Source organism: Streptomyces sp. ActVer, assembly GCF_027270795.1.
Lineage (GTDB): Bacteria > Actinomycetota > Actinomycetes > Streptomycetales > Streptomycetaceae > Streptomyces > Streptomyces umbrinus_A.
On the sequence record NZ_JAPWHT010000131.1, the window covers coordinates 1 to 23,269 of the forward strand.

20 protein-coding genes and 1 pseudogene are annotated in these 23,269 nt (G+C 71.3%); 11 read left to right on the forward strand and 10 right to left on the reverse strand.

Annotated elements, in window-relative coordinates; translation table 11 throughout:
- Window positions 1-76: 76 nt before the first annotated feature.
- Complete coding sequence (locus O3Q52_RS22140; protein ID WP_269650515.1) at window positions 77-862, reverse strand: carbonic anhydrase; 786 nt, start codon at window positions 860-862, stop codon at window positions 77-79.
- A 364-nt stretch (window positions 863-1,226) separates the two neighbouring features.
- Here O3Q52_RS22140 and O3Q52_RS22145 point away from each other — a divergent pair.
- The 3 genes and pseudogenes from O3Q52_RS22145 to O3Q52_RS22155 form a co-directional block, all read left to right on the forward strand.
- Window positions 1,227-2,179: pseudogene (locus tag O3Q52_RS22145) on the forward strand (substrate-binding domain-containing protein); the annotation flags it as partial.
- 8 nt (window positions 2,180-2,187) lie between these two features.
- The gene (locus O3Q52_RS22150) at window positions 2,188-2,343 is read left to right on the forward strand and encodes a hypothetical protein (RefSeq protein ID WP_269650516.1); all 156 of its coding nucleotides are present in this window, start codon (window positions 2,188-2,190) and stop codon (window positions 2,341-2,343) included.
- Window positions 2,340-3,887, forward strand: coding sequence for a sugar ABC transporter ATP-binding protein (locus O3Q52_RS22155; protein WP_269650517.1), 1,548 nt, complete (start codon window positions 2,340-2,342; stop codon window positions 3,885-3,887). The genes O3Q52_RS22150 and O3Q52_RS22155 overlap by 4 nt, the downstream gene beginning before the upstream one ends.
- Window positions 3,888-3,942: 55 nt before the next feature.
- Here the strand turns inward: O3Q52_RS22155 and O3Q52_RS22160 are convergent, their stop codons facing one another.
- Window positions 3,943-4,680: a GntR family transcriptional regulator gene (locus O3Q52_RS22160; RefSeq protein WP_269650518.1), complete on the reverse strand. Its 738-nt coding sequence runs from the start codon at window positions 4,678-4,680 to the stop codon at window positions 3,943-3,945.
- A 72-nt stretch (window positions 4,681-4,752) separates the two neighbouring features.
- On the reverse strand, window positions 4,753-5,100 hold the full coding sequence (locus O3Q52_RS22165) for a hypothetical protein (RefSeq protein WP_269650519.1): 348 nt from the start codon (window positions 5,098-5,100) through the stop codon (window positions 4,753-4,755).
- Between the two features lie 428 nt (window positions 5,101-5,528).
- Here O3Q52_RS22165 and O3Q52_RS22170 point away from each other — a divergent pair, with 428 nt between their 5' ends.
- The 3 genes from O3Q52_RS22170 (at window position 5,529) to O3Q52_RS22180 (ending at window position 10,454) form a co-directional block, all read left to right on the forward strand.
- Window positions 5,529-7,064 (forward strand): metallophosphoesterase family protein, encoded by a 1,536-nt coding sequence (locus O3Q52_RS22170; protein WP_269650520.1) that lies wholly within the window; start codon window positions 5,529-5,531, stop codon window positions 7,062-7,064.
- 292 nt (window positions 7,065-7,356) lie between these two features.
- Complete coding sequence (gene asnB, locus O3Q52_RS22175) at window positions 7,357-9,180, forward strand: asparagine synthase (glutamine-hydrolyzing) (protein ID WP_269650521.1); 1,824 nt, start codon at window positions 7,357-7,359, stop codon at window positions 9,178-9,180.
- 53 nt (window positions 9,181-9,233) lie between these two features.
- On the forward strand, window positions 9,234-10,454 hold the full coding sequence (locus O3Q52_RS22180; RefSeq protein WP_269650522.1) for an acetyl-CoA C-acyltransferase: 1,221 nt from the start codon (window positions 9,234-9,236) through the stop codon (window positions 10,452-10,454).
- A gap of 110 nt (window positions 10,455-10,564) precedes the next feature.
- Here O3Q52_RS22180 and O3Q52_RS22185 read toward each other — a convergent pair whose 3' ends face one another.
- The 4 genes from O3Q52_RS22185 to O3Q52_RS22200 form a co-directional block, all read right to left on the reverse strand.
- Window positions 10,565-13,108, reverse strand: a complete 2,544-nt coding sequence (locus O3Q52_RS22185; protein ID WP_269650523.1) for a sensor histidine kinase KdpD — start codon at window positions 13,106-13,108, stop codon at window positions 10,565-10,567.
- Between the two features lie 160 nt (window positions 13,109-13,268).
- The gene (locus O3Q52_RS22190; RefSeq protein ID WP_055615456.1) at window positions 13,269-13,961 is read right to left on the reverse strand and encodes an ABC transporter ATP-binding protein; all 693 of its coding nucleotides are present in this window, start codon (window positions 13,959-13,961) and stop codon (window positions 13,269-13,271) included.
- Between the two features lie 59 nt (window positions 13,962-14,020).
- Window positions 14,021-15,235 carry an alginate lyase family protein gene (locus O3Q52_RS22195; protein ID WP_269650524.1) on the reverse strand — a complete coding sequence of 405 codons (1,215 nt, stop codon included), beginning with the start codon at window positions 15,233-15,235 and terminating at the stop codon, window positions 14,021-14,023.
- 224 nt (window positions 15,236-15,459) lie between these two features.
- On the reverse strand, window positions 15,460-16,353 hold the full coding sequence (locus O3Q52_RS22200; RefSeq protein ID WP_269650525.1) for a peptidoglycan-binding protein: 894 nt from the start codon (window positions 16,351-16,353) through the stop codon (window positions 15,460-15,462).
- 197 nt (window positions 16,354-16,550) lie between these two features.
- On the opposite strand from O3Q52_RS22200, the gene O3Q52_RS22205 reads away from it, so the two are divergent.
- From O3Q52_RS22205 to O3Q52_RS22220, 4 genes are all read left to right on the forward strand, one after another.
- The gene (locus O3Q52_RS22205) at window positions 16,551-17,117 is read left to right on the forward strand and encodes a TetR/AcrR family transcriptional regulator (protein ID WP_143638208.1); all 567 of its coding nucleotides are present in this window, start codon (window positions 16,551-16,553) and stop codon (window positions 17,115-17,117) included.
- A gap of 151 nt (window positions 17,118-17,268) precedes the next feature.
- Complete coding sequence (locus tag O3Q52_RS22210; RefSeq protein WP_269650526.1) at window positions 17,269-18,726, forward strand: MFS transporter; 1,458 nt, start codon at window positions 17,269-17,271, stop codon at window positions 18,724-18,726.
- Between the two features lie 35 nt (window positions 18,727-18,761).
- The gene (locus O3Q52_RS22215; RefSeq protein WP_269650527.1) at window positions 18,762-19,253 is read left to right on the forward strand and encodes an SRPBCC family protein; all 492 of its coding nucleotides are present in this window, start codon (window positions 18,762-18,764) and stop codon (window positions 19,251-19,253) included.
- A gap of 134 nt (window positions 19,254-19,387) precedes the next feature.
- Window positions 19,388-20,749 (forward strand): carotenoid oxygenase family protein, encoded by a 1,362-nt coding sequence (locus O3Q52_RS22220; RefSeq protein WP_269650528.1) that lies wholly within the window; start codon window positions 19,388-19,390, stop codon window positions 20,747-20,749.
- 87 nt (window positions 20,750-20,836) lie between these two features.
- Here the strand turns inward: O3Q52_RS22220 and O3Q52_RS22225 are convergent, their stop codons facing one another.
- The 3 genes from O3Q52_RS22225 to O3Q52_RS22235 are packed head-to-tail and all read right to left on the reverse strand — an operon-like array spanning window position 20,837 to window position 22,702.
- Complete coding sequence (locus O3Q52_RS22225) at window positions 20,837-21,598, reverse strand: DUF3710 domain-containing protein (protein ID WP_189841138.1); 762 nt, start codon at window positions 21,596-21,598, stop codon at window positions 20,837-20,839.
- Between the two features lies 1 nt (window position 21,599).
- Window positions 21,600-22,121, reverse strand: coding sequence for a dUTP diphosphatase (gene dut, locus O3Q52_RS22230; protein ID WP_269650529.1), 522 nt, complete (start codon window positions 22,119-22,121; stop codon window positions 21,600-21,602).
- Window positions 22,118-22,702, reverse strand: a complete 585-nt coding sequence (locus O3Q52_RS22235) for a PaaI family thioesterase (protein ID WP_269650530.1) — start codon at window positions 22,700-22,702, stop codon at window positions 22,118-22,120. The genes dut and O3Q52_RS22235 overlap by 4 nt, the downstream gene beginning before the upstream one ends.
- 58 nt (window positions 22,703-22,760) lie before the next feature.
- Here O3Q52_RS22235 and O3Q52_RS22240 point away from each other — a divergent pair, with 58 nt between their 5' ends.
- Complete coding sequence (locus tag O3Q52_RS22240) at window positions 22,761-23,225, forward strand: DUF3093 domain-containing protein (protein WP_055615447.1); 465 nt, start codon at window positions 22,761-22,763, stop codon at window positions 23,223-23,225.
- Window positions 23,226-23,269 lie beyond the last annotated feature (44 nt).

The following is a 23,269-nucleotide window of genomic DNA, read 5'->3' on the forward strand; positions in this document are numbered from 1 at the left end:
TGCACACGTACGCGCGAAAACACCGAGGGGCGGTCGCGGCGGTTGTCCGCCGCGGCCGCCCCCATGCCTACGAGGTTCAGCTGATGCGGTGCACCCGCTGGGTGGTCAGTTCGCAGCGGGCGCCGACGATGGCCAGCGCGCCCGAGTCCACCTTGGCGGCGAGGTCCGGCTCCGCCGCGAGGCGTGACCGTATGAGCCGTATGTTGGCGTCGATCGTCGCGTCGATGCGCGCGTCGCCCTCCTTGGTGTGATCGATGGCCGGGCTGATCTGGTCGGCCAGGTACTGGATGTGGGCGGGCAGTTCCTCGCCCGACTCGTCCGCCTGGACCGTGGCCTTGACGGCCCCGCACGACTGGTGGCCGAGCACCATGAGCAGCGGGATCCCCAGTTCGAGCACCCCGTACGCGAGGCTGCCGAGCACGGCCTCGTCGAGGACCTGGCCCGCGCTGCGTACGGTCATCAGGTCGCCGAGGCCCTGGTCGAAGATCAGCTCCGGAGGCACCCGGGAGTCGATGCAGCCGAGCAGGAGGGCGAAGGGGTGCTGAGCGGTCGTCAGCGACTGCCGGACGGCGGGAGACTCGTCGGGATGCCGCTCGCGGAACGTGCTCCAGCGGCGGTTGCCCGCCGCAAGCTCACGCAGGGCCTCCTCGGCGGTGCTGGGCCGCTTGCGCGCGGGAGCGGTGGGGGATGCGGCGACCGCGGGTACGGCACCGACGGCCAGGCCGGCGCCGAGGACCGCGGTTCCGGTGAGCGCGGCGCGGAGGAGGGAGCGCCGGGCGGGGGGTGTCGCGCCGGAGATCGGGGCGGCTGAGGCCGACCGCGGCTGGCGGACAGCTCTGTGGGGTGTTGATTCAGAGATCACGGACGGGAACGTACGTCCGACCCAACACCCCTCCGTTCGGCTTGCCGAATCATGGACGGGCATTGATGAACCATGATCAAGCGTTGAACCGCTCTTGGGTACTCCGAGGCACTTCCTTAGCCATGGCTCGGATGCCGACCCTGGGCACAGCCAGTCCAGTTTCCTATATGATTTTGCGGGCATCCCGGCCTACCGGGAAGCGCGGGCGTCGCACCCCCACGGTCGCCGTACAGTCAGCCACGTCCGCGACTTAGCAGCGTAACCCCCCTTACGCCATCGGCCCGCGCCGCAAGTCTTGACGCGCCAGCGTTCCTGTCCCACGATCTCCGCATCGATTTCCTATCTGATTCTCCAGGGGTGGGGCATGCGCTTCCCAACCAGATCCGTCCTGCCCGGAGTTGTCGCGGCCGTGGTGCCGGCCTCGGGGACAGCGGCCTGTACCTACAAGAACTCGGGCACCGAGTCCGGCGGTCAGGCCGCGCCGGCCGCACGGGCGGGCGGCGGCGCCGAACTCGTGGATGGTTCCGGGGCCAAGGTCGCCCTCGTTCCGGGCGGCGCCCACCCGTACTTCCAGTCCTGGAAGGCGGCGGTCACCACAGCGCGAAAGACCTACGGCCTAGGAGCCGTCACCTTCGACGAGACGGCGGAGTGGGACCAGCAGAAGCAGAACACCTGCTGTCCACGCTGGCGGCGCGCGGCTACAACTCCTTCGGGGTGTTCGGCGTCTCCCCCACCGACATCAACTCGACCTTCGCGGACCTGAAGTCGCAGGGCTTCCCCGTGGCTTCCCTCGGTTCCTGCCCCGCCGGAGACAAGGACGAGGCCGACTTCTGCCTCTCCACCGACGTCGAACTCGCCGCCCACAAGGCCGCGAAGGCGGCGATCGGGGCCATGGGCGGCCGCGGCACTCTCGTCCACCTGACCGGCAACAACGTTGACGCCAATACGCAGTTGAGGATCAAGGGCGTCGCTCAGGCCGTGAAGGAGACGGGCGGCAAGGTGAAGCTCCTGCAGACCATCACCGACATCGACACGGATCTGCAGACCGCGCAGAAGGCGGTGTCCGACCTGATGGCGGCCAAGGGCGACAAGATCACGGGCATCGTCGCCACCGCCTACAACCCGGCGGTCGCCGCAGCGGACGCCGTCAGCACGTCCGGCTCGAAGGCTAAGGTCATCGCCATCGACGACGACGCCAAGATCCTGAGCGGCATCAGGCAGGGCACGGTCACGGCCACCGTGGTCCAGAACCCGGTCGGTCAGGCCGAGATCGGAACGTGGGCGCTGGCGCTGCTGCAGACCAAGCAGTGCACGGTGCGAGCTGGGTGAACCTCCTCATCGGCCTGGTCGTCCTGGGTACGGTCGCCGGTGGCCGCCTGCACCAGAGTCGCCTGGGGAAGGCGGACGGCACGGCAGCCCCACCGGCGGAGGGCGGCAAGCAGCCGCCCTCCGTCCTGCCGCAGCCGGGAGGTGCCCGGTGAGTACGGTCCTTCTCGAATGCCACGACCTGGTCAAGGTCTTCCCCGGTGTGCGGGCGCTGGACGGTGTCGGGCTGCGGCTGACCGCCGGCACGGTGCACGCGCTCCTCGGTGAGAACGGCGCGGGCAAGTCCACCCTGATCAAGGTCCTCACCGGGGTGCACTCCCCCGACGGCGGCCGGCTCACCTGGTGCGGCGAACGGGTGCACCTGCGCTCGCCGTTGGAGGCGACCCGTACCGGCATCGGGGTCGTCCACCAGGAACGCAACCTGATCCCGGGCTTCTCGGTGGCGGAGAACATCACCCTGCAGAAGCCTCCCTCGAACCGCGGGCTGGTCGACCGCGAGGCCATGACCGCACCGGCCCTGGCGTGTCTCGCGGAGCTCGGTGTCGACCTCGATCCCCATCAGCCCGTACGCGAACTGTCCGTCGCACAGCAGCAGTTGGTGGAGACGGCCAAGGCCCTCTACACCGAGAGCCGGGTCCTGCTGCTGGACGAGCCCACCGCGTCCCTCTCCCCGCAGGAGACGGAGCGGCTGTTCGAGGTGATCCGGCGGCTGGCCGCCCGCGGCGCCTGTGTCGTCTTCGTCAGCCACAAGCTGGAGGAGGTCTTCGCGGTCTGCGACACCGTCACCGTGCTGCGCGACGGGAAGTCGGTGCTGGAGTCCGCGCCGCTGGCCGACCACACCCACGACGACATCGTCGGCCTCATGGTGGGCCGCGCCCACGCGGCGACCGAGATGCGCCCGCGCACGGTCGACCGGTCCGCCGCGCCGACGCTCGCGCTGGACGCGGTCTCCACGGCAGGCGGACACCGTGACATCAGCCTGGAGGTCCGGCCCGGCGAGATCGTCGGCCTGTACGGACTGGTCGGCGCCGGGCGGAGCGAACTGGTCAAGGCGATGCTCGGCCTGGACCGCATCACCGGCGGCGAGGTCCGGGTGCACGGCAGGCCGGCCCGGATCACCTCGCCGCGCCAGGCCCTGCACGAGCTCGGCATCGGATACGTCACCGAGAACCGCAAGGAGGAGGGCGTCTTCCTGGAGCAGCCCATCGCCCGCAACATCACGGTGACGGTGTGGAGGAGACTCGCCAAGGCCCTCGGGTTCGTCTCGGCACGCGAGGAGCGTGACGTGGCGCAGGACCTCGTCGAGCGGCTCGGCATCCGCATCGCGGGGCTCGGGCAGAACGCCGGTGAACTCTCCGGCGGCAACCAGCAGAAGGTCAGCCTCGCCAAGTGGCTCGCCACCGACACCCGGCTGCTCGTCGTCGACGAGCCGACGGTGGGCGTCGATGTCCGCACCAAGCACGCCTTCCACGAACTGATCTGGGACCTGGCCCGCGACGGCCTGCCCATCCTGCTGATCAGCAGCGACCTCGCGGAGATGGTCACCCTCGCGGACCGGATCGTCGTCATGACGGACCACCGCGTCCGCGGCGAGGTCGACAACGACCGGGACTACGACCGCATGAGCGGCCGGGTCATCCGCCTGATCCACGACCGCGCGGACTCCACCGCCGGCGCGAAGGCGGGAGTATCGGACTAGGGGCAACGAACTCCGGCCACCGCGGCGGCCGTTCGCCCTGCCCGCCTTCGGGCGTCTACCGGATCGAGGACGCGGGAGAGGGCCCGTCGCCTTCGTCGCGCTGACGCTCCATGCTGCGCGTGAGGTGCTCCGTCATCGCCTCGGCAGCGCGCTCGGGATTGCGGCGCAGCACCGCGCGTACGATCCGCTCGTGTTCCGCGACGGTCGGGCCCCCCGCGCCGACGACGTTGCTGAGCCGGAAGATGTGCAGGTGCGAGTGGAGCCGCTCCACCGCGTCCGCCAGCAGCGGCCGGTGCGCGGCCTGTCCGATCGCCTCGTGGAAGCGCTGGTCGAGAGCGGCGAAGTCGCGGTAGGACGCGTACCGCCCGTTCGGGCTCGGCTGGACCTGCATCTCCTCGACGATCCGCTCCAGGCCGTCGAGCTGCGCCTCGGTGGCGTTCGCGGCGGCCAGCGCGGCCGCCCTGGGCTCCAGCAGGAGGCGCATCTCGAAGAGTTCCTCAAGGCCCTGACGGGTCAGCAACTCCGTGGCCCGATAGCCGGAGAGAGCGCGCTTCACCACCAGACCGTCGGACTCCAGCCGGGCCAGCGCCTCCCGGACGGGGGTCGGCGAGACCTTGAGCGCTCGCGCCAGCGACTCGATGCCCACGCGGGCGCCGGGGGCGATCTCGTGGTCCATGACCATCGCCTTGATGCGTTCGTAGACGCTGTCCGACAGGGCCTGCCGGACGGGCGGCACGCTCCGCCCGTCGCCCTCGTCCGGGACACCGGCCGCGGAAGGACTGTGCGGCGGCATCCCGGCTCCTCCTCAAGACTCGGCGTATCCCACCAGCTTAAGCCGGTGGCGACAGAACACACCGGGAGCGGGTCAGGAAGCGTTGTCGCGCACGTCCAGGTGGGACCAGAGATCCTCGGCCGGCGGATCCCCGGCGGCCTCCTCCGCGGCCGCCGCGGCGGCCGCCTCCACCTCGGCACGTTTCGAGAACGCCACGGCGCGGCGGGCCTTGGCGATGACCTCGGCCTGTTCCGCACCGAACCTCGCGGAATCGAGCCGGGCGTTGAAGGCGGTCAGCACCTCGGGGTTCATCACCTCGAGCGCGGCGCGCAACTCGGCGAGCGTCTGGGGGCCCTCGGCGAATTCAAGCTGGTAGGGATCTTCGAACTGGTACGGATCCGAATCGGCCTGCGGGCTCGGCTCGTGCGGTAGCGCGGACATGTGCGTGACCTCCGGTCTTGATGGATCCCACGGTACGCGGTCGATGTGCCCCGCCGTGCAGGGGTACGAACGATCAGCGGCCCCCGACGGCCTGTTGACCCTGAGGAACGACACGAGAGCGGAGCGTGACATGAACGAGGGATCCGGCCACGAAAACACCTCGGCGCGCAGGAGGTGGCGAAGAACACGTCCGGGCGAAATGTGCAGCCCGCCCGCCCCGGCACCGCTTCGACCCAGCCCGGCTGACGCGCCATCAGACTCCCGCCAAATCCCTTGTGACACAACCCTGTTGGGCCCACCGATGGGAGTGCCAGACCTTAAGGAAAGATCAATTATGTCCATGATCGGGCGATGATGTCGCATTCCGTACCGGGCGCCGCATTCGCCATCCCCACTGGCGTTCACCGAGCGCGGGCACATACTCAGTCATGCGCTGCTGCTTCTCCGCTCCCCTCGCGGCCATGTCGGCCCTGCCCTCTCCCTGTGAAGTCCTGCGTTCCGGTGCTCTGCTCGCCCCCACACTGCTGCGGGCCGCCGCCGGAGCCCTCCACGGGTCCACACGCAAGAGCCACGCCCACCACCCCGACGCCTTGACGGCCGTCCACCTGGAACTGGTCACCCTGACCGAGGACCGCGCCATCATCACCTGGTACACCGGGGTGCCCGGCACCAACGACGGACTGGGCCACATGCTCCCCGCCGTCACGGAGGGTGAGGTCGTCTACGGCACCCATCCCTCCCGACTGGACCGCAGCGCGGCGGAGGACCGGCCCACGGCGCACCACCATGTCGAGCTCACGGACCTGGAGCCGGGGCAGACGTACTACTACCAGGCCCGCTCGCGGGGCACGGCGGCCACGCCCACGCCGCTGCACCTCATCCGCGGCAACGCCGTCGGCACCAACCGCTACGGACTCGGTTCGAGCGGGGGTCCGTACTCCTTCACCACACCGCAGCCCCCGCCGGGGCGGCATCTGATGTCGATAGCGCTCTGCAACGACTTCCACATCGGGGAGACCACCGCCGGTCTGATGGCCGGCCTGCCCCTGCTGCGCGGGGTCGCGCAGGAGCCGGGGCTCGCGCCGTATCCGGAGATCATGAGCCGGGCCCTGGTCGAGGAGGCCCGGCGGCGCGGGGCGGATCTGCTGCTGGCCGCGGGAGACATCTCGGCCGGCGGCGCGCCGCGTGACCTGGCGGAGGCCAAGCGGATCCTGGACGGCTTCGGCAGCCACGGACAGGACTACTTCGCCGTACGCGGAAACCACGACCGGCCCCGTCACCGCGACGCCGGAGACGCCTTCCGCGACGAGTTCCTCGGCGGCGCGGGGCCCGCGTACTTCGCACGCGACCTCGGCGGGTTGCGGATCATCGGGCTCGACACGTACGAGAAGGACGGCAACGGCGCCGACGCCGGCGGGCTCGGTGACGATCAACTCTCCTGGTTCCGGGCCCGGTTGAGGGAGCGTGGCGACCAGCCCACCATCGTGTTCGGCCACCATCCGCTGACCGTGCGGGACTCCCTCTTCCCGGTGAGCGGTGGGCAGCGCCTCGGCCGCCGCCAGGCCCGCTCCATCCTCGACGCCTACGCCTCCGCGCCCGGTGTCTTCCTCCACCACGCGGGCCACACGCACCGCAACAAGCGGACCCTCCTGCCGCAGGCGCCACACGTCACGCTGCAGGAGGTCAGTGCCGCCAAGGACTATCCCGGCGGCTTCAGCCTGCTGCGGATCCACTCCGGCGGCTATGCCCTCAACCACTACAAGACCAGCAGCGCCCAGGCCCGTGAATGGGGCGAGCGCAGCCGTCGGGTTGCCGGGGGTCTGTGGCCGCACCACGCCCTGGGCCGCGCGGTCGCCGACCGCAACAGCGTGGCCGCCCACGATCTGTCCGGTGTCAGCCCTCGCGGCCTTCCGGCCGCGGCATCGGCGGGCACCCGTCCGGGCCTGGGCACCGCCGCCTCATAGGCGTTCCGGAGACACGGTTAGGCTGCCGGGCGTGCGGGACATGACCCCGAGCCGCGCGCCGTACTCCTCGTGCCACTGGTTCGGACATCGGCACACGGCGCTCGTCACACCCGTTCGGAGGTTCGCTGTGTGAGGGGGTGACCCCGGCGCGGCTTGATCGTTTCTGTGGTGGTCGGCGTACCGGGTCCGGCCCCGGGTCCTCACCTTTCACGCGCGGTATTCGCGGGGTGGGAGGAGGTCCGGATCCGGATCGTGCGACACGCCCCGCGCTGGGGTCGGGGGAGCTTCAACGATGTGTGGGCTGGTCGGCTATGCCAGTTTCGTGGGTCAGGTGCCCCAGGGCACCGAAGACACCTCTCTCAAGGAGATGACCGAAATCCTGGCGTGCCGGGGACCGGACGCCTCCGCCACCTGGGCCGAGGGAGCGGCGGGCCTGGGACACACACGCCTGGCCACCGTGGACCTCGTCGGCGGCCGGCAGCCCATGATCCTGGCGCGCGACGGGCGCACTGCGCTGGCCGTGGCATTCACCGGCGAGGTCTACAACCACGGCCGACTGCGGTCGGAACTGACCTCCCTCGGGCACCGGTTCACCACTCGCGGCGACAGCGAGGTCGTGCTGCACGCAATCGACGCCTGGGGCGAGGGTGCTCCGGCCCGTCTGGAGGGCATGTTCGCGTACGCCGCGTGGGAGCCGGGCCCGCGACGGCTGACGCTGGTCCGGGACCGATTCGGGATCAAGCCCCTGTGCTACGCGCGCATCGGCGACGCAGTGGTGTTCGGCTCCGAGCCCAAGGCGGTGTTGGCACACCCGGCGGTGGTCGCTCGGCTGGACCTGGACGGGCTGCGGGAGCTGCTGTTGTCCGCCCACCCGATGATCAAAACACCCGGGCGCAGCGCTTTCGCAGGGCTGAACGAGGTCGCCCCGGGCACCGTGGTCGCCCTGACCCCCGAAGGTGTACGCGCCCGCCGCTACTGGTCGTTGGCCCCGGTCGAACACCGCGACGACCTGCCCGCCACGGTGGCACGAGTACGGCAGTTGCTGGAGGAGGCCGTCACCGGGCAGCTGACGGCCGACGTACCCGTGAGCGTCCTGTTGTCCGGCGGTCTGGACTCCAGCGCGATCGCGGCACTGGCCCGTCCCGCGGCCGGGACACTGCACACCCTGTCGGTGGACCTGGGCAGTCGGTCTTCCGAGCGGGACGCCATGGGCCGCGACCCGGACTGCCCCTACGCCGAGTTGATGGTGCGCCACCTGGGCAGTTCACACCGCCGGGTACGAGTGGACGCCGGCGTGCTCGCCGACCCGGACCGGCGCGCCCGGGTGGGGCATCTGCGCGACGGGCTGACGCTCGGGGACTTCGACACCTCCCTGCTCCAGCTGTACGGCGCGGTGCGCGAGAACTTCCCGGTCACCCTGGCCGGGGACGGGGCCGATGAACTCTTCGGCGGCTACCGCTGGTTCACCCCCGAGGCAGCGGCGGCACCGTCCTTTCCCTGGGACAGCGTGCTGGACCGCGCCGACCTGACCCGGCTGCTCGACCCTGCCCTGGCCGCCGCCCTGGACCTGCCCGCGCACCGCGCCGAACTCCACCGGGCCGCCTGCGCCGAGATCGAGCACCTGCCGGGAACCACACCGTCGGAGGCCGCGCTGCGATGCGACAGTCACCTCAACCTGACTCGGTTCCTGCCCTGCCTGCTGGACCGCGCCGACCGCCTCAGCATGGGTGTCGGCCTGGAGGTCCGGGTGCCGTTCCTGGACCACCATCTGGTCGAGTACGTCTTCAACACCCCCTGGGCCATGAAGACCTTCGACGACCGCGAGAAGAGCCTGCTGCGCGCCGCCGTCACCGATCTGCTGCCCGAACCGGTCCTGACCCGCCGCAAGAGCCCGTACCCCATGGTCCGCGACCCTGCCTACCGGGCGGCCCTCACCGAGCAGGTCGGTCGCCTCCTGACCGAGGCCGGCCCCGCCACCGATCTGTTGGACGCCGCCGCCGTACGCAGCCTGCTCCTTGAACCCACCGGCCCGGACCGCTTCCCCCGCGAGGGACTGGAACTCGTCCTGGACCTGGACCACTGGCTGCGCACCCACCGCCCTGCCCTTCGCCTCTGACCGCCCTCACCGAACCCCTCTCCCCCGTCGCCGAGACCGCACAGGACACCGCCATGCCGCACGCCGTGATCACCTCAGCCGTCCGCACCCCCATCGGACGCGCCCACAAGGGCGCTTTGGCCACTGTCCGGCCCGACGACCTGCTCGCCCGCACCCTCGCCGAAGCCCTGGCCCGTACCCCCGGCCTGACACCGGGTCACGTGGAGGACCTGGTCGTGGGCTGCGCCCTGCCCGGTGGTGAACAGGGCTTCAACATCGCCCGGATCGCCGCAGTCCTGCTCGGCTGGGACCACGTACCCGGCGTGACCGTCAACCGCTTCTGCACCTCCTCGCTGCAGGCGATCCGCATCGCCGCGCAGGCCGTGCGCTGCGGGGACGCCGACGTCGTCGTCGCGGCCGGGGTCGAGTCCCAGTCCCGTCTGGCCCACGGCAGTTCGGACGCCTGGCCCGGCACCGAGAACCCCGCCTTCCAGGCCGCCGGAGAGCGCACGATCCGGCGCTCAGGGGCCGACGCGGGCCCCTGGAACGACCCACGCGCACAGGGCGTCCACCCCGACCCCTACATCCCGGTGGGACTGGCCGCCGAGAACACCGCCGACCTGTACGGCATCACCCGCGCCGACATGGACGCGTACGCGGCCCGCTCCCACCGGCTCACCCAGCAAGCCCTCGACCAGGGCTTCCACTTCGGCGACATCGTCCCGGTCAAGACCCCGGACGGCACCACCGCCACCGCCGACGACTGCCCGCGCACGGGGGTCACCCAGCAGTCCCTCGCCGCGCTGCCGCCACGGTTCCGCCCCGACGGCAGGGTAACCGCGGGCAACAGCACCCCGCTGTCCGACGGGGCAGCGGCGGTCGTCGTCATGTCCGAGGACTACGCCCGGGCCCACGGCCACCCCCCGCTCGCGCGCATTCTGGCCACCGCCGTCAGCGCGGGCACTCCCGAGACCGAGGGCCCGGTGCCCGTCGCCGCGACCCGTAGTGTCCTGGCCAGGGCAGGGCTGTCCCTGACGGACGTCGGCACGGTCGCAGGCAACGAACCCTTCGCCGCCCAGATCCTGGCCTACTGCACCGAACTCGGCCTGGATCCCGAACGCATGAACCCGCACGGCGGCTCGATCGCCCTTGGCGAGCCCTACGGCGCGGCCGGAGCCCGGCTGACCACGACCGCCCTCGCCACCCTGCGCCACGACGACCTCGACACCGCCCTGATCAGCGTCGTCGCCGCGGGCGGCCAGGGCATGGCCCTGCTCTTGGAGCGCACCGCGTAGGTCCACCGCGTAGGTCCACCGCGTAGGCCCGCCACCTCACAACAGCGACCCGTAAGAGACTCGCGGCACGACCAGCACCCGCGGCGCGCCCGGCACCCCCTGCCGAAGCGCTAGGAGGTCGTGGTCGCCGGGAGGTCGGGGCGGATCGGGTGGGCGCCGGGCGCGGCCGGGAGGGTGAGGACCATGGTGAGGCCGCCGCCGGGGGTGTCCTCGGCGTCGAGGGTGCCGCCCATGGCCTCGGCGAAGCCCCGGGCGACCGCGAGGCCGAGGCCCACGCCGGAGCCGCGCGGGGCGTCCCCGTACCGCTGGAAGGGCGCGAAGATACGGTCCTTCGCCTCGTCCGGGACCCCGCGGCCGCGGTCCACCACGCGTACCTCCACGCGGTCTCCGAGCGCGCTGGCGGCGACCAGGACCCGCTCGCCGGCGGGGCTGTACTTGACGGCGTTCTCGACGATGTTGGCGACCGAGCGCTCCAGCAGGCCCGGGTCGACGGCCACCATGGGCAGCGTCTCGGGGATCTCCAGCTCGACGCTGTCCTCAGGTACGCCGCCCAGCGCCATCGGGACGACCTCGTCGAGGTCGATCTCGCGGATCAGCGGGGTGACCGTGCCGGTCTGCAGGCGGGACATGTCGAGGAGGTTGCCGACCAGGTGGTCGAGCCGGTCGGCGCCCGCCTCGATGCCCTCCAGGAGCTCGGCCTCGTCCTCCTCGGACCAGGCCACGTCGTCGGACCTGAGCGACGACACGGCGGCCTTGATGGCGGCCAGCGGGGTGCGCAGGTCATGGCTGACGGCCGCCAGCAGCGCCGTACGGATGCGGTTGCCCTCGGCGAGTGCGCGGGCCTGCTCGGCCTCCTCCCGGAGGCGTTTGCGGTCCAGGACCACGACGGCCTGGGCGGCGAAGGCCGCGAGCACCCGGCGGTCCTCGGCGGGCAGGACCCGGCCGGAGAGGGCGAGCGCGGTGTGGTCGCCGACCGGCATGTCGACGTCCGCGTCCTCGGGGAGCGTCGGCGGGTGCGGGCCGACGCTGCCCGCGCAGGTCCACGGGTCGACGTCGCTGTCCCGTTCCAGCAGGGCGACCGACTCCATGCCGAAGGTCTCGCGGACCCGCTCCAGCAGGGCGTCCAGGCTGGTCTCGCCGCGCAGGACGCTGCCGGCCAGGAAGGAGAGGATCTCGGACTCGGCCCGCAGCCGGGCGGCCTGGTGGGTGCGACGGGCGGCCAGGTCCACCACGGACGCCACCGACACCGCGACGCCCACGAAGATGACGATGGCGACGATGTTCTTGGGGTCGGCGATGGTCATCCGGTGCAGCGGCGGGGTGAAGTAGTAGTTCAGCAGCAGCGAGCCGAGGGCCGCCGAGGCGAGCGCCGGGAGCAGCCCGCCGAGGAGGGCCGCCGCGACGATCAGCGTCAGGAAGAGCAGCATGCCGTTGGCTAGCCCGAGGTTCGAGGCGCCATGGGTCAGCAGCAGGGCGAGGAGGGCCGGGCCGACGACGCCGACCAGCCAGCCCGCGATGATCCGGGACCGGCCGAGCCGCGATCCCCGGGCGGCCGGCAGCCCACGCCCCTTGCCGGCCGCGTCGTGCGTGACGATATGGACGTCCAGGTCGGGCCCCGACTCCCGGGCGACCGTGGCGCCGACGCCGGGGCCGAGCACGTACTGCCACGCCTTGCGCCGCGAGGAGCCCAGCACGATCTGGGAGGCGTTGACTCCGCGGGCGAACTCCAGCAGCGCGGACGGGATGTCGTCGCCGACGACGTGGTGGAAGGTGCCGCCCAGGTCCTCGGCGAGGGTGCGTTGGACGGCGAGTTCCTTGGGCGAGGCCGAGGTCAGGCCGTCGCTGCGGGCGATGTAGACGGCGAGCACCTCGCCGCCGGCGCCCTTCTCCGCCAGCCGGGCGGCGCGGCGGATCAGCGTACGGCCCTCCGGTCCGCCGGTCAGGCCCACGACGATGCGTTCGCGGGCCTGCCAGGTGGAGCGGATGCCGTGCTCGCCGCGGTACTGCTGGAGGTACTCGTCGACGCGGTCGGCGACCCACAGGAGCGCCAGTTCGCGCAGGGCGGTGAGGTTGCCGGGGCGGAAGTAGTTGGAGAGGGCCGCGTCGACCTTGTCGGGCTTGTAGATGTTGCCGTGCGCCATCCTGCGGCGCAGCGCCTGCGGGGACATGTCGACCAGCTCGATCTGGTCGGCCCGCCGCACCACCTCGTCCGGGACGGTCTCGCGCTGCCTCACTCCCGTTATCGACTCGACGACGTCACCGAGCGACTCCAGATGCTGGATGTTGACCGTCGACACGACGTCGATCCCGGCTGCGAGGAGTTCCTCGACGTCCTGCCAGCGCTTGGCGTTCCGTGAGCCGGGGACATTCGTGTGGGCCAGTTCGTCCACCAGGGCGACGGCCGGGGCGCGCTCCAGGACGGCGTCGACGTCCATCTCGGTGAAGACGGTGTCCCGGTAGGAGATCTCCCGGCGGGGGATCCGCTCCAGACCGTGCAGCATGACCTCCGTGCGCGGCCGGTCGTAGTGCTCGACGAAGGCCACCACGCAGTCCGTACCCCGCTCGACGCGGCGGTGTGCCTCGGACAGCATCGCGTACGTCTTGCCGACGCCCGGTGCCGCACCGAGGTAGATCCGAAGCTTGCCGCGTCCCATGGCCCCATTGTCTTCCCAAAACGCACTGCGTACGCTGCGTCGACCCTACGGCCAACAATCCTGACAAATGGGGTGAGGGGTGGGGTGCGGGACGTCTTTGACAGAACCCTGACGCGCCTCCGCGGGCCCCTGCGAACCTCAGTGCTCCACGCGCTCGGCCTCAGTGCTCCACGATCTCGCCGTCGCTCAGCTCCAGGACCCGGTCGGCGAGGTCCAGGAGGGCCGCGTCATGGGTGGCGACGAGCGCGGTGACCCGCTCGCTGCGGACGACCGCCCGCAGCAGCTCCATCACCGCGATGCCGGTCTCGGCGTCGAGCTGGCCGGTGGGCTCGTCGGCGATGAGGAGCGCGGGCTCGTTCGCGAGGGCGCGGGCGATGGCCACGCGCTGCTGCTGCCCGCCGGAGAGCTCGCCGGGCCGCTGCGCCGCGTGGTCGGCGAGCCCGACCAGTGAGAGCAGCAGCTCGACGCGCTCCTCGCGCTCTCGGGGCTCGGCCCGGCGCAGCCGCATCGGCACGCCCACGTTCTCTGCGGCCGTCAGGATCGGGATGAGACCGAAGGACTGGAAGACGAAGCCGATACGGTCCCGGCGCAGCTCCAGCAGGCCGTTCTCCCCGAGTCCGGAGAGGTCGAGCCCGTCGACGGTGATCCGCCCGTCGTCCGGCTCGTCGAGCCCGCCGACGAGGTTGAGCAGTGTGGTCTTGCCGGACCCCGACCGCCCCTTGAGCGCGACGAGTTCACCGCGCGGAATGTCGAACGAGACGCCGCGCAGGGCGTGTACGGCGGTGGCTCCGCTGCCGTACGAACGGTGGACGTTCTCGACGCGCACCATCGTTTCGGTGACGACCTGGCTCATGACCCTCCCCCGTGGACCGGGCGCCAGTATCACCGTCCGGCGCCCGGTCGGGCAACGTCTCAGTTCGGGTTGTCGCCGTGCGTGAGCGTCTCCCAGGCGACGAAGAGGTTGTTGCTCCCCGACGGACGGTTCTGCTGCGTCAGCCGCTCGGTGTTGGTCATGACGTGGCCGAGGCGGTTGCTCAGGGCGTTGTGGCCGACCTCGGTCATGGGCCCGAGCCCGAGGTGCAGCGACCCTCCGCACAGCCAGCTCGGGGGCGCCTCGCCCAGCTGGTACTTGGCCTGGAAGCCGAGCGCGTGCCGCAGGCGCTCCCCGACGTCGGTGCCGTACAGGTCCTGGCCCTGGATGCGGCTGGTCTCGGCGACGTGCGAGATCGCGGAGATGCCGTATCCGGTGTGCGTGAGGTCGCGGCAGGTCTCCTGGGTGAGCCCGTTGACGAAGGTCGACTGCCCCTGCCAGTAGTTGATGATCTTCTGCGCGGTGTCGAGGTTCTGGCTCGGCACGGTCTTCGGCAGCGCGCCGTCGGAGGACAGATACACGAACGCGGCCGTACGGGTGCGGAACTTCGCCATGGCCTTGTCGTACGACGCCTTGTCCTCCAGGAAGACGGAGATGCCGACAGCGGCCTCCATCATCGACAGCTCCCAGTTGCCGTTGGAGTTCGAGCCGTTGATGATCTCGGGGAGGTACACAGTGCGCAACATGGTCGAGAAGCGGCCCGAGTTCGCCCAGCCGCCGTCGTACGTGTACTTGATGATCTCGGCGGCCTTGGGCCAGGAGGAGCCGGCCCAGCCGGTCTGCAGCGGGGCGTTGCTGTTGGTGTGGTCCCGGATCGTCGCGGACCAGGCGTCCATCAGCTCGATCGCCTTCCTCGCGTACCGCGCGTCCCGTGTGACGTACCAGGCGAGGGCCTGGGTGTACGCGGCGATCGCGTCCTCGCGCTCGTCGGTGCAGCCGTTGTTGGGGTTCGAGTACGAGCCGCACTCGACGACGGCCCGGGGCTTGGGGGTGCGCGTGAGCGAGCCGTACTTGCTCGCCAGCATCTGGTCGTACGCGCCCTTCCAGGGCTGCGCGCCGGCGTTGACCTGCTGCCGGGCGAAGTCCAACTGGCCGCGGGAGACGGTGACTCCGGGGTGCGTGAAGGTGGCGGGAGCCGCTTCGGCGCGGTCGGCGGCGGGCCAGGCGAGTGCGCCCGCCAGGAGGGCGGCGACGGTCCCGACGAGCGCGAGGCGGGATCTGCGGCGATGACGTGGAGGTACCGGGGTGTTCAGCATTGCGGGAGACATCCGTTCTCGTATGTGAACACGGAATGCCTTTATGAACACAGGCGTTGGCAGTGACCATAGGTACGGACCAATTTCACGTCAAGAGAAAAGACAGCAGAAAAGAAGCGGGGCTTCTGCCGACGCCGCCCGGACGGGAGGGAGCGCCGGGGAACGACAACGGCCCGTGGGGCTCCGGAAGTCGTCCGGAGCCCCACGGGCCGTTGCGCCGGGAATCAGGCCTTGACCGTGAAGCCGTGCTCCTTGCCGAGCCGCTTCAGCGTCGTCTGGCCCGGGATGCCGTTGGCGTCGGTACCGCTGAAGCCGTACCGGCGCTGGAGGCTCGCGTACGCCTCGACCGTCCTGCTGCCGAACGAGCCGTCGGCCCACTGGGCGGGCAGCAACCCCTCGGCGACGAGGGCCTTCTCGACGACGAGGACGTCCGCCTTGTGGGTCTTGCCGCCCTGGGGCAGACCCGGGTCGCGGCGCGCGGCGGCGATGACGTTGCTGAGGTCGACGACCGGCTTCGGCGGCGTGGTGCCGCCCGCCCCGGGGGACCCGATCGGGGCCGCCTCGAAGAGCGCGGACTTGTCGATGTTGCCCGGGTCCCAGTGGTCGTTGCCCGGGATGTTGGCGTGGCCGTAGTGGCCGCCCTTGCTCATCCAGATCGTCCGGGGGCGGTTGGTCGCGTCGGCGCCCGAGGTCGCGATGCGGCCGGCCGGGAAGGTGTCCGGGATCTTCCAGGAGCGGATCGCGGCCATCATGGCCCGGTAGTTGGGCCCCGGCTTCCAGGTGGCGGTGAACGGCTTACCCGCCCGCCCGAGCACCTCGATCTGAATGCAGACCTTCCCGACGCGGTTGGTCCTCGTCGAACCGTCGTTGCGCAGCGCGCGGGCGCTCGCGTTCAGCGGCCCGAACTGGCCGAGCCGGTCGGTCGTCGGGTCGTACAGCAGGTGCGGCTCGGCGGAGACACTGATCAGATGCGCCGACACGGAGCGGAACGCGTCGTCACCGGCGCCGCTCTCGGTGGTGTGCCAGACGACACGGCCGGGGATCGACGGATGGTCCATCGCGCCTCCGATGCTCCCGTCGCCCAGCCGCTGCGCCTTCTCGATCCAGTTCGTACCCATGCCGGGCCCCCCGGGCTCTGTTGCGTAGTCGGTAAGTCGTGGGTGGTGCAGGCGAGTTGACGGTTCGGCGTCAGCTCCGCCCTGGGTGACGCAGCGTAGCCACTCGCGGGTTGCGGTTCGGACGTTTCTTTATTTTTTCAGCGCAACGAGTGGCTCCGCCCTTGACGGAGAAAAAGTGTGAGTGGTTGAGTACTCACATGCAGACGGAACGACGCCGCCACCTGTCCACCGCCGAGGAGCGCCGCGAGACGGTGCTCCGCACCGCCATCGGCGCCTTCGCCTCGCGGGGCTACTTCGGCACGACGACCACGGAGGTGGCCAAGGCCGCCGGGATCTCCCAGGCGTACGTCTACCGGCTGTTCCCGAACAAGGAGTCCCTGTTCGCCGCGGTCGTCGAGCACTGCTTCGTCAGGGTGCGCGAGAGCCTGGAAGGGGGCGCGGCCGAGGCGAAGGGCAGCTCACCCGAGGCGGTGCTCTCCTCGATGGGTGACGCCTACGCCCGCCTGATCAGCGACAACGACCTGCTGCTCGTTCAACTGCACGCCCAGGCGGCAGCGGTCTCCGTCCCCGCGATCCGGGACGCCGTCCGAGCGGGGTACGCCCGCACCGTGGAGTACGTGCGCGGCGCCTCCGGGGGCGACGACCGGCAGGTCCAGGAGTTCTTCGCCGTCGGCATGCTCTGCCATCTCGTGGTGTCGATGGAGGCGCAGGAAGTGGACGCCCCATGGACACGCACCCTCACGGCGGGCATCCGGCACTACTGACGAGCCCGGCACCGGCGGGGCAAGGGGTCGCGCTTCACACCCCGACAGCCCCGCCTCTTCTTCGGGCCAAAGAGTGAGTGGTCAACCACACATATTCATTGCGGCCAAAAACTCACAGGAACTCACAGGAACCCCCGAGAAAGGGAACCCGATGTCCAGCACGCGAAAGGAACCGAGGGCGGTCCGCCCCGGCGCCGCCCTCGCGGTCCTCGCCGCCGCCCAGTTCGCCGTCGCGCTCAGTACGTCGATCGTCAACGTCGCCCTGCCCGCGGTCCGCGACGGCGTCGGGCTCTCGGACACCGGCATGTCCTGGGTCGTGAACTCCTACGGACTCGCCTTCGGAGCGCTGCTCCTGCTGGGCGGACGGACCGCCGACCTGGCGGGCCGGCGCCGCGTCCTCCTCGGAGGCCTCGCGCTGTTCACCGCGGCCTCGGTCGCCGCGGGCCTCGCCACCGGCCCGTGGGCGCTGATCACCGCCCGCACCGCACAGGGCGTCGGAGCCGCCGCCGTGGCACCCGCCGCGCTCTCCCTGGTCATGCGGCTCTTCCCGCCGGGACCCGGGCGCGCCAGGGCAATCGGGGTCTGGGGCGCGGTGTCCGGCGCCGGCGGAGCCGCCGGAGTCCTGCTCGGCGGGGTGCTCACCGAGGGCCTGGGCTGGCCGTGGGTCTTCCACGTGTCCGGACTCGGCGCGGCCGTCGTGCTCGTCGGCACCCTGGTGCTGGTCCCGGCCTCACCACCGGACGACGGCGCTCCCGGGCGGCTCGACCTCGTCGGCACCCTCACCGTCACGGCCGGACTGGTCGCGCTGGTGTACGGGCTCACGTCGGCCGGACGCTCCGGCTGGACCGACCCCTGGGTGCTCGGCTCCCTGGGCACGGCGGCCGTGCTGCTCGCGCTGTTCCTTCTGGTCGAGCGGCGCCACCCCGCTCCACTGCTGCCGCCGCGCCTGTGGACGGAGGGGCTGGTCGCCCCCGCCAACCTCGTCATGACGCTGCTGGGTGCCGTCTGGGTCGGCCTGTTCTTCTTCCTGCCGCTCTATCAGCAACAGGTCCTCGGCGCCGGGCCGTTGGAGACAGGGCTCTCCCAACTCCCCCTGGCGGCGGCGAACATGCTCGGCTCCTGGTTCGCCCCGCGGCTCTCCCGCCGGCTCGGCCCGCACGTCACGCTCGCCGCGGGCCTGCTCACCCAGGCCGCCGGACTGCTGTGGCTGTCCCGGATCACGGCGGACGGCAGCTACCCGGCCGACCTGCTCGGCCCGATCCTCGTGATCGGCCTCGGCCTCGGCACCGCGTTCGTCCAGCTCACCGGTGCCGCCGTGACCGGCGTACGGCCCTCCGACTCGGGCCTGGCCAGCGGCCTGGTCAACACCACCCGGCAGATCGGCGGAGCCGTGGGCCTGGCCGTCCTCGGCACGCTCGCCGCCTCCCGCACGGCCGCCGCCGCGCACCACCACTCCCCCGCGGCGGCCCTCACCGAGGGCTACCGGCTCGCCTTCCTCGTCTCGGCGGCCGTACTCGCCGTCGGCGCCGCACTGACTCCCCTCCTGTCCCGCCGCCTCGCGGCACAGCCCCCCACCGAACAGGCCCCGACCCCCGCTCCCACCCGCTGAACGCCCGTCCGACATCCACAGAAGGAGATCCCGCCATGAATGCCGAGAACCCCAAGAGCGCCAAGAACGTCGAGAACACACCCGGCCACTCCGTCGACGAGGACGCCCCCGTCGTCGTACGCCTCTCGACCACCGTCGACGCCCCGCTCGCGACCGTCTGGGCCCTGCACACGGACATCGGGTCGTGGGCCGACTGGAACACGGACATCGAGAGCGTCGACTTCGACGGCCCGCTCGCCCCGGGCGCCTCCTTCCGGTGGCTCACCCACGGCCTCGACATCACGTCCACGATCCGCGAGGTCGTGCCCGGCGAGCGGATCGTCTGGGGCGGTCCGGCGCACGGCATCGAGGGCGTCCACGTCTGGACCTTCGAGGAGACCGGCGAGGGGACCGTGACGGTCCGCACCGAGGAGTCCTGGGCCGGAGCCCCGATCGAGGAGCGCCCCGACGAGATGCGCGAGGCGCTGCGGCAGTCCCTGGAGAGCTGGCTGAGCCGCCTGCGGTCCGAGGCCGAGCGCCGCGCCTGAACGCCGTACAGCCGCCGTACGGCGCGCGAGGTGCCCGCGTACGCCGGTGCCACCCGCCCCCTCTCCCCATTCCACGAGAAGCCACTCCACGAGTCCCCATCCACGAGCGAGAACCCACCAGAAAGGTCACCGTCATGAGCGTCGACAAGCCGTACCTGACCGGCCACTACACCCCAGTACCCGACGAGATCACCGCCACCACGCCCACCGTCGAGGGGACGCTGCCGCCCGAGCTGACCGGCCGGCTGATCCGCAACAGCCACAACCCGAAGCCCGGCATCACCCCCACCCACTGGTTCAAGGGCAGCGGCATGGTGCACGGCGTACGGCTGCGCGAGGGGCGCGCGGAGTGGTACCGCAACCGCTGGGTGCACACCCCGGCGCTCGAAGGCGCCCCCTACATGACCGAGCGGGGCCCCGACCTGACCGCCAGCACCGCGGGCACCCACGTCATCGAGCACGCCGGACGCCTCCTCGCGCTCTGCGAGGCGAACCTCCCCTTCGAGCTGACCGCCGACCTGGAGACCGTGGGCGCGTACGACTTCGGCGGCAGGCTGACCTCGGCGATGACCGCGCACCCCAAGGAGGATCCGGCCACCGGCGAACTGCACTTCTTCTCCTCGTCCCCGTTCCCGCCCTATCTGATCCACCACGTGGCCTCGCCCGACGGCCAGGTCCTCGACACCCAGGAGGTCCCGGACGCGAGCGCCGCGCTCAAGCACGACTTCGCCATCACGGAGCACCACGTCGTGTTCCTGGAGGGCTCGGTCACCTTCGACCCGGCCGAGCACTCCGGCATCCCGTACGGCTGGAGCGACGCCCAGCGGTCCCGTATCGGGGTCATGCCGCGCGGCGCGGGAGGCGCGGCCCGCATCCGCTGGTTCGAGGTCGACCAGGGGTACGGGATGCACTTCGCCAACGCCTACGAGGACGCGTACGGCCGGATCGTCGTCGAGGGCCCGACGGTGGGCCGTACCGGCTGGCAGCGCTCCTGGAACTGGTGGGTCGGCGCCCCGGACCGCGGCGCGGAGCCCAACTCCGGTTCCAGGACGAAACGCTGGACAGTCGACCTCGCGGCGGGCCGCGTGAAGGAGGAGCAGACCGACGACCTCACCGTCGAGTTCCCCACCATCAACGACGCCTTCACCGGCCGCGAGCACCGCTACCAGTACGCGCTGTCGTTCCCCGACGACCTGGGCATCGGCAACCACACGCTGGTCAAGTACGACCGCCGCGACGGCACCCGCCAGTTGCTGCCGTTCGGGAACGGCCAACTGCCCAGTGAGGCCGTGTTCGTCCCGGCGGACGACGCAGCCGGCTCCTCCGACGAGGACGCCGGGTATCTGCTCACCGTCGTCAGCGATCTGAACGCCGACGCGTCCAGGCTGCTCGTGCTGGACGCCTCGGACCTGTCCCTGCCGCCGGTCGCGACGGTCCGTCTGCCGCGCCGCGTACCGGCGATGATCCACGGCTCGTGGATCCCGGACGCCGGCTGACGGGAAGTCCCGGGAAACGGCGAAACGGCGTTGGGCCGCACTCCCCCGAGGGGAGTGCGGCCCAACGCCGTACTTCCTTGTACGCGGCTACCGGACCTCGGTGATCTCCGGTCCGCGCTGCAGCTGACCCATGCCGCCGGAGAAGCGGGAACCCGCCTGCTCCTCCTGCTGGACGCCCTCGGCGACCATCTGCGCGTCGTCCGGCAGCTTCAGGACGATCGGGTCGCGCGGGGCCATCGGGCCCTCACCGCGGACCACGACGGTGTCCCGGAAGATCGACTCCAGTACGCCGCCGGTCTGCGGCTGCACGGCGCCCTGGCCGGAGATCACTCCGCGCAGGAACCAGCGGGGCCCGTCCACACCGATGAACCGGACGACCTGGAAGCCGCCCGTCCCGTCCGGCAGCTGCACCGGTACCTGGGCACGCAGCTCCCAGCCCAGCGGGCCCTCGACCTCGTCGATGACACCGCCCTGCTGGGTGATACCGGTGGCGATCTCCTCGCGCACCTCGCCCCAGATGCCCTCGCGCTTGGGGGCGGCGAAGGCCTGCAGTTGGACGGCGCTGTCCTTGAGCACCACGGTGGCCGCGACGATGGCGTCGCCCGCGACCTCCACCCGGAGCTCCATCCCGTCGACCCCGGGCACGAAAAGACCGCCCAGGTCGACCCGGCCCTCGGCCGGATCCCGGACCTCTGTGCTGTCCCAGGGCCCGTCGGGGCGCGGCTCGGGCTCGAGCCTCACGCGCTCGCGCTCCGCGTCGTCCGCCTCAGTGTCGACACCGTCGACGACCTGCTCGGCCTCGCCCGCCGCGTCCTCGGCGGCACTGCCCTTCTTGCGACGTCCGAACACGTCACTGTCCTTCCCGGTCGGATACGACCGAAGCGTATCGATTCCCACCCGTTGTGCCGCCCACGGCGGCATGCCCGCCGGTGGACCCGAAGCCCCCTGCGGCCCGCGCCGAGTCGGGAAGCTCCGCCACCTCCTGGAAGCGCACCTTCTCGACCTGCTGGACGACCAGTTGGGCAATCCGGTCGAAGCGCTCGAACCGCACGGACTCGCGCGGGTCGAGATTCACCACGATCACCTTGATCTCCCCACGGTACCCGGCATCAACCGTCCCCGGGGCATTCACCAGAGCGACACCGCAGCGGGCGGCGAGCCCGGAACGCGGGTGCACGAAGGCCGCGTACCCCTCAGGGAGCGCGATGCACACTCCCGTGGACAGCACGGCCCTCTCGCCGGGTTCCAGTACGCGGCTCTCCGTCGTCCGGAGGTCCGCGCCGGCGTCGCCGGGGTGCGCGTATTCCGGAAGCGGTACGTCCGGATCGACGCGCTTGATCAGCACGCCCACCGGAGTCGGGGTCGGGGTCACGGGTTCACCTCGAAGGCACGGGCACGACGGACCTGGTCGGGGTCGTCCATGGCCGCACGGATCTCCTCCGGGCGGCCGTTGTCGATGAAGTGCTCCACCTTCACCTCCAGGAAGAGGGCGTCCGCGCGGACGGCGACGGGCCCGTCCGGGCCGCCGATCCGTCCGGTGGCGGACGAGTAGATCTTGCGCCCCGCCACCGCCGTCACCTCGGCCTCCAGGTACAGCACGGTGCCGACGGGCACGGGCCGTACGAAGTCGGTCTCCAGCCGTCCGGTCACCGCGATGGTGCGCAGCAGCCAGTTCAGCGAGCCGAGGGTCTCGTCGAGCGCGCTCGCGAGGACTCCGCCGTGCGCGAGGCCGGGAGCGCCCTGGTGGGCGGACTTCACGGTGAACTCGGCGGTGATCCTCACCCCCTCGCCCGCGCGGGCCTCCAGGTGCAGTCCGTGCGGCTGGTCCCCGCCGCAGCCGAAGCACTGGCCGTAGTGCGCGCCGAGCAGCTCGCCGGGCGCGGGCGCGTCGGGATGCCTCACCGGCGCCACGGCGTCGGCCGGGGGCCGCAGAGCTGAAGATGTACCACTCACAGGCGCAGACCTTACCTCCGCGTCAGCGCCGCGCACGCACCGTGGCAGGCTAGGCCGTATGCAGCTTTCCGCCTCGCCGTACGAAGAACGTCTGACCGCGCCCCGTTCCTGGTGGTTCATCAGCCTGCTGGTGGGTCTCTCGATGGCCCTGATCCTGCTGCCGTTCGGCACGCTTCCCCTGCTGGGGGGCCTCGTCGGCGGTACGGCGGTCGCGGCGGTGGCGGCCAGTTCGTACGGCTCCGTGCGGATCCGCGTGGTGGCCGGCTCCCTGATCGCGGGCGACGCGAAGATCCCGGTCTCGGCCCTCGGCGAGGCCCATGTCCTCGACCCGGAGGAGACGCGCGCCTGGCGCACGTTCAAGGCCGACACACGCGCTTTCATGCTCCTGCGCTCCTACATCCCGACGGCGCTCCGCGTGGAGGTCACCGACCCGGCCGACCCGACCCCGTACCTGTACCTGTCGACCCGCGACCCGGAGCGCCTGGCCGCGGCACTGGAAGCGGCCCGGACGACGACGGCATAAATCCGGCCGGGGATCCACTTCCCGGCTTCCGGCTTCCGGCTTCC